This is a genomic window from Bulleidia sp. HCP3S3_C9 (genome assembly GCF_052064035.1).
Lineage (GTDB): Bacteria > Bacillota_I > Bacilli_A > Erysipelotrichales > Erysipelotrichaceae > Bulleidia.
This window is the reverse complement of sequence record NZ_JBQHWJ010000074.1, coordinates 1-6,647: the sequence shown is the minus strand read 5'-3', so window position 1 is coordinate 6,647 and position 6,647 is coordinate 1. Positions and strand designations below refer to the sequence as shown.

Below are 6,647 nucleotides of genomic sequence, written 5' to 3'. Positions count from 1 at the left end.
GCCAAATATATTTTTAAATCTCATCCAATGACCCGCAGACAGATTACGAATGCTTTGAATGCTGCTTTTCCTATTTTTGCTCAATAGTGAATCTGATGGTTAATTATGTTATTAAACTTGTTAAGAAATTTGAATCTGATCAAAGCTATGCAGAATTAAAACAGGGCTTAGCTGACAAAGATGTTGAAAAAGCATTTCGTGCAGCACATACATTAAAAGGTATCTGTTTGAATCTTGGCTTTTCTCAGTTGACAGAAGATGTTGTTAATATTACAGAAATTTTAAGAGCTGGGAAACTTGAAGGTACAGATGAACTATTCTCAAAGATTCAGACAACTTATGAGAATACAGTTGCTGAAATTAAAAAATTGGACTAAAAGGAATCGAAAGATTCCTTTTTGCGTTAGTTTACAGGTATAATAAAAACATGTTGAAAAAGAAGAATAAAGGATTTACATTAGCAGAATTACTTATTGTTGTAGCTATCATTGCAATACTTGTGGCAATTTCATTGCCGTTGTTTTCATCGCAGATTGCAAAAGCAAACCTGCAGGCAGACCAGACACACGTATCTGCGGCAAAAGCATCTGCAGTAGCAGAATATTTAGATACAAACAGCCATGATACGATCACTTATTATTTTGATGCTGGAATTGCAATGGCAAATAAGGATAATAGTGAAGGTATTGCTGGATACGGAAAGAGTACAAAAGAACCATATAAAAAACAAACAGGTGCAGATGATGGTGTACCTGTGAATGAAGATGGTTCAAAGAATATCATTCAAGTCATTGTTGGAAACAATGGAACTGTAATGTCTACGAGCTGGGTGCCAGTGGGTACAAATTCAAACTCTCAAGGTGGTGGAAGTATTTCACCTGCACCTTCACCTGCACCTACACAAGAACCTGCACCTTCAGCAACAACAGAACCTGTTACACCATCACCAAATCTAGATGTTTCGAAATGGGCAGAAGCTAATAATAGAGGAGACTGGCCAACAATAACACATCCTGGATCAATTGTTCGGGGAAATATTTATAAGTATAAAGGGAAATATTATGTTGCTGCTAAGGACGCTACTTATTCAGTAGATTGGGAAGAGGATCCAAGCGTAGTTAATGCAGGAATATTCATCGATACAGATAATCCAACAATTATTACGAAATCTGATACAGCTCATTTCTATGTTGAAAATGGGGAAAATAAAATCAAAGATCAGAAAGAAGGCGACCTATTTGTTTACGAAGACGGAAGTGTTTATATTTGTAAAACAACTGCAGATTATAATCTAGAACCTAAAGGTAATGGTAATTGGATCCGTATCAATTTACAATAATTTTCAACCATCTGCTGAATTCCTGGCAGGTGGTTTTCTTTATGCTGAATATGGTAGAATATTCCACACGTGGAGGTATTTACGATGATTATAACACTTGTGGTAATTATTCTTTGTATTGCGAATTATGTACGTCTTGTACAAAAGCAAAAGAGTGAGACATATGACATAGCACTTGTAGAATGCGGTGCTCTACAAAAGCCATCCTATAACATTCAAAAAGAATTCTATCGATTTTTAACAGCGGGATTTGTTCACTTTTCAGTAGCACATCTACTCATTAACATGTATTGCTTATGGTCAATGGGATCAAGTATGGAAATGATGTTAGGACCAGTGAGATACTGTATCTTACTGTTTGGCTCTATCATCACAGGAAATATATTTGCATATCTTATGGGAGATGAGTATTCCATTTCTGGTGGCATGAGCAGTGGAATTTATGGGTTGCTTGCAGTGGAGGTTACTTTGATATTTGCTACGTATGGAATAGAAGGAATTACAGGCAGTCCTTCATTGCTGACTGCATTATTATTGAACTTAGGAATGAATTTTATGCCTGGTGTTGGATGGAAATCGCATCTTGGCGGTGCATGCTTTGGCGTGTTATTTGTATCATATTTATTCTATTTTTGAGTATTTCCTCAGGGAGATACTTTTTTCGTTAGAACGAATTAGAAAAATATTTAACAAAAAAATAATTGACAATGAATCTATTTTTCCGTTATCCTATTGCAGTACAAATCGTACAGAAATTGACCGCCTAGATATAGGCTAAGGCTACACGGACGGCCGGGTCAAATGCCGAAGACTTGTTGAAGAAGCAAGAACCGTATTTAGGGAATACGGAAGGGTGTTTACCCTTATTGATTGAGTTAAAAGCTCAGTTTTGTAAAGTTATGTGTAATATATACCTTATGAAATGGTCAATAAGCTGGAATTTCTGTAACGGAAAGTATGCAGGTAGATTGTGAAGATAGGTGTGTATTGCGCATCTATCTTTTTTGTTTGTGAAAGGGGAATGAATTAAAAATGAAAAAGACATTGCAAGCAAGCCTTAGTGCAGTATTAGTGTTGAGTTTAGCTGGATGTAAATCTACAGCAGCTTCAGTATCTTCAACACAAAGTGCGCAAAACAACACTTTCTATCAAGATGCTATTGATGCGTATGTGAATGAAATTGATATGGATTATGCATATGATTTCACAAAAACATTATCATTGGATCCATCACTACATGACAATTCACTTGGTTTTAGAACAAGTGGTTCTGATGCGGAACATAGAACTGCAGATTATCTTGCAGAAAAAATGGAAGAAATTGGTTTAAAGAATGTAGAAAAGATTCCAGTCACAGTTGATAAGTGGCAGTATAATGATGCTTCTTTAACAATTGATGGTACAGATATTGACTTGATGCCTGTATCTTATATGGTTAACGGTACTGATGAAAAGGGTATTACAGCTGAAATCGTTGATTGTGGAACTGGTTTTGCGGAAGATTATGAAGATAAAGATGTCAAAGGAAAGATTGCATTAGTTGGTGTTGACCAATATAACGAATCTTGGATTGGCGGATATATTTATGAAGCATATGAACATGGAGCAAGGGCTTTAGTTACATATGACTTAGATGGCTATGGCAGATACAGTGATGATGATCATCAGATTCAGGATGTATGTGCTGAAGATGTTATGCCAACAGCAATCATCACAATGAGTGAATACAAGCAAATCAAAAAAGCATTGGATGCAGGTCATAACAAAGCAAATTTAGTCATTGACAGTGTCATGGAAGAAGGCAAGGGAACAAGCTACGATGTTGTTGGCTATATTCCTGGCAAGTCTCATGATCAGCAGATTATTTTTGCGGGTCATTATGACATGTATTTCACAGGTTTTCAGGATGACTGCAGTGCTATTGGCACAATCATGACGATGGCTAAAACAATGATTGATAGTGGCTATGTTCCTGAAAATGACATTGTCGTAGTAGCACATGGTGCAGAAGAATGGGGTGCAACAGGTACAGAATTTGACTGGACAAGGGGTGCATATGAACTTATTAACAATGTTCATCCTGAATGGGCAAACAAGACATTGGCAATGTTCAACTTTGAATTGGATGCATTTGATGACGGTGGTGATACATTCATGATCACAAGTGTTCCTGAATATGCAACTTTAGTAAAGAACTTAGTTGATGAAGGTGTATTGGATGGTGCTGTAAAAGACTATGAAAAGGGTATTTCTGCAGAAACATTTGATACAACAACAATGGAAGATGGTATTTCTTATAGAGGTGCAGGTGTTCCTTACTTCCTGAATACAACGGATACATGTTCTGGTTCTGAAAGTGAAGATGGTGAATATACATGGTCACAGTTACACTATCATACAGAATCTGATAATGTTGATACATATAGTGAAAAAGTCATGAAGGCAAACATTGCGGTATTTGGTAGTATTGCGATTGCAATCGATCAGCTACCAGCAATGACATTAGATATGCAGGCTACAATTGATGATCTTTCTGAAAGCTTCAATGAAGATTTGGCAGAAGAAGCAGGCGTTTCTAAAGAAGACTGGGAAAATGCACTTTCAGTATTCCAGAAAGAAGTTGATGCATTGAATGCTGAAGGTAAAGATATCAATGAGAGATATGTAAAGGCTGTATCTTCTAAGGCTGATGTAGAAGCAATCCAGGAAGAAGGAAAAGCTTACAACAAGAAAGTATTAGAGTTATTTAAGTATGTTCAGGATAACTTTATTGGTATTGTATTCTCTAGTGATGTTGTGATGAAGCATGTTGGCTATCAGAATAACATTGAATACATGGATGAAGTCATTGATGATTTAAATGATAACAAGATTAGTGATGCATTAGATGTTGCATATCAGTTAAATGGTCTATGTGAATATAATTACTATTTATTCTCACCAAATGCTGCAGCTAAGATTGACGCACATGCTGATAAAGCTGTTGATAATAACAAATGGTGGGGAAATGACAAGGGATTCTACTTCACAAATACAAAAGAAGCTACTGCTTCCTTACTCCAGAAGGAAGATGGAGATGATGTGAGTGAAGAAATCAAAGTTTATGAAGATGCTAGAGCACAACAGTTAAACTACTACAAAGATTCTCTTGAAAAAGAAATCCAGGCAATGGAGAAGATTGGTAAATAAGGTTATAATCCTGACTTTAGGAGTTGAAGATATGGATAAGAAAAATAAAGGTTTTACATTAGCTGAATTACTGGTTGTTGTAGCAATTATAGCTGTACTTGTAGCGATTTCAATTCCTATCTTTACATCTCAATTACATAAAGCACAGGTGGCAACGAACCAGGCAAACCTTAGAGTTTACTATGCTGAGATTCAGACGGATTATCTTCAAAAAGATAAATATAACAGTTTAGTTCCAGAAAATGATGGTGGTGTAAATAAAAACCATATTATTAGACATTTAGATGGAACAACAACGGAATTGAAAGCTGGCTTCTATGCGGTAGCTAAATTATCATCTGGTGGCTATCAAATATCATATTATTGTGATGACTACATGAAAGATTCTCATAAAGAATGCATGATAGTTATTGGATGATTCATTTAAAATAATTTCATAAACTGAGGAAATGTATTATCGTTCCTCAGTTTTTTGATTGATAGGGATAATATTTATGTGTAAAATTGAATAACGATTATTGATCAGAATCAACAGAAGATTGATGGTAAATACAGCTTCAATGCTGGTGATACTGCCTTATCTGGCATGAACTATCCATTCCCAACTGTTATTACACAGAATGATGTAAATGGCCCTGTGAATGTACATTATGGTGCATGGCCATTTGAAGGTGCATATTGGAAATATGGTTCTACAGTGATGAATTTGTTTAGTAATCTTGATCAGCAAGGTGTTTCTGTAAAACAATTTAAGATTTTAAAGAATCAAGATGCTTCCATTGAGGAAGCATTCCAGAAGGAAACATTACAGATCACTGGGGATACAGAATACATTGAACCTGTACAACCTACAGATATTACTAGAGATGCTGCTGGTAATTATTTAGTAACGATTCGTGCAAAGAAAGCAGGTGCAGTAAAGATTACTGCCAGCTGGCCGGATCAAAATAGAGAAAAAGAAGCATATTTTACATTGAGTATTACAGATGAATTCTCCATTGATACAAATGATATAGATGTATTGTCTATGAAAACAAATGATACGCAAAGTATTCAAATGTATGCGAAGTCATTGGAGAATAATATTACAATCCCTGCCTCTTCCTGCAATATTGAAGTATCAAAAGATATTGATGATATCAGTGGAGATATTACAGTCAGTGATATTTCTGATACAAATGATGGAAAGAAACAATTTACGATTACATCTCACGGAACAGAAGCAACTGTACTAATCAGTGCGACAACACAATATCAAGGTATTGAATATACGTCTACAAAGAGAATTACGATTACAAAAGCTGACTTTGTGGGATTGTCCAATGGTGAAGTCTACAATGAAGCAACGATAGATCTAACTGCATCAAAAGATATTCTTGGTGAAAATACATTTTATTCTCAAGAATTGCATCCAAAGAATGAATCTATGTATTTCTTGTATGAACCAGTCAGCATGGCTGAAACAAATGATGTATTGAACAATATCGTTGATATGAAAGTTTTGGGTGCAGGTGGTAACGAAGTATTGAATGCAAAGGTTACAAAAAATGATGAAACAAGTGATGAATATTACAAGTATGTTTCTATTACTGTTGATACATCAAATGTTACGACATCTTTAGAAAATGCAACTTTAAGAATCAGAATCATGAATGGTACAAAGTCCTATGAACTTAGTGTTCCGCTCATCGTTTTATCGAATGAGACTACAAGTCCAATAGAAAATCAAACGCAAATTGATGCATCAGCTGATTCACAGGAAACAGAAGAAGAAACACAAAGCAGTGAATCAGCAGATTCACAACAATCAGACACTGAAGACATGAATGATGCTTCAAATGAGGAAATGCAGCAGTAAAAGAAAAGCTAACTATATAAAAATCAACAGAAATTGATGAAAAAGTTTGAAAATGAAATTCTTTGAACAAGTTAGTTTCAGAAGGTATCTGTTCTTTGAAAATGTGAATATTCAGGCATGATGAAAACAACTTCAGCAGAAGCTGTTGGCTGTAATTCAATTGTTTCTATGCCTATCGCAATAAAGCTGGATCAAACTGTGTACCTGTGCTTAACAGGTGATAGATGACTCGCATGAGTTTTCTTACACAGTGACCCTGTG

At 35.4% G+C, this 6,647-nt stretch carries 6 protein-coding genes; all 6 read left to right on the top strand.

What is annotated here, in order from left to right; translation table 11 throughout:
• Nucleotides 1–95 precede the first annotated feature (95 nt).
• The 6 genes from ACTND6_RS10155 to ACTND6_RS10130 all read left to right on the top strand — a co-directional run bounded on the left by ACTND6_RS10155 (nt 96) and on the right by ACTND6_RS10130 (nt 6,386).
• Nucleotides 96–377 (top strand): Hpt domain-containing protein, encoded by a 282-nt coding sequence (locus ACTND6_RS10155; protein ID WP_441024057.1) that lies wholly within the window; start codon nt 96–98, stop codon nt 375–377.
• Nucleotides 378–427: 50 nt separating this feature from the next.
• Complete coding sequence (locus ACTND6_RS10150; protein WP_441024055.1) at nt 428–1,339, top strand: prepilin-type N-terminal cleavage/methylation domain-containing protein; 912 nt, start codon at nt 428–430, stop codon at nt 1,337–1,339.
• 84 nt (nt 1,340–1,423) lie between these two features.
• Nucleotides 1,424–1,975, top strand: coding sequence for a rhomboid family protein (locus tag ACTND6_RS10145; RefSeq protein WP_441024053.1), 552 nt, complete (start codon nt 1,424–1,426; stop codon nt 1,973–1,975).
• A 396-nt stretch (nt 1,976–2,371) separates the two neighbouring features.
• The gene (locus ACTND6_RS10140; protein WP_441024051.1) at nt 2,372–4,528 is read left to right on the top strand and encodes a M28 family peptidase; all 2,157 of its coding nucleotides are present in this window, start codon (nt 2,372–2,374) and stop codon (nt 4,526–4,528) included.
• Between the two features lie 31 nt (nt 4,529–4,559).
• A complete protein-coding gene (locus tag ACTND6_RS10135; protein ID WP_441024049.1) occupies nt 4,560–4,946 on the top strand; it encodes a prepilin-type N-terminal cleavage/methylation domain-containing protein in 387 nt (128 codons plus the stop codon).
• Between the two features lie 168 nt (nt 4,947–5,114).
• Nucleotides 5,115–6,386 carry a hypothetical protein gene (locus tag ACTND6_RS10130; protein ID WP_441024047.1) on the top strand — a complete coding sequence of 424 codons (1,272 nt, stop codon included), beginning with the start codon at nt 5,115–5,117 and terminating at the stop codon, nt 6,384–6,386.
• Nucleotides 6,387–6,647: the final 261 nt, after the last annotated feature.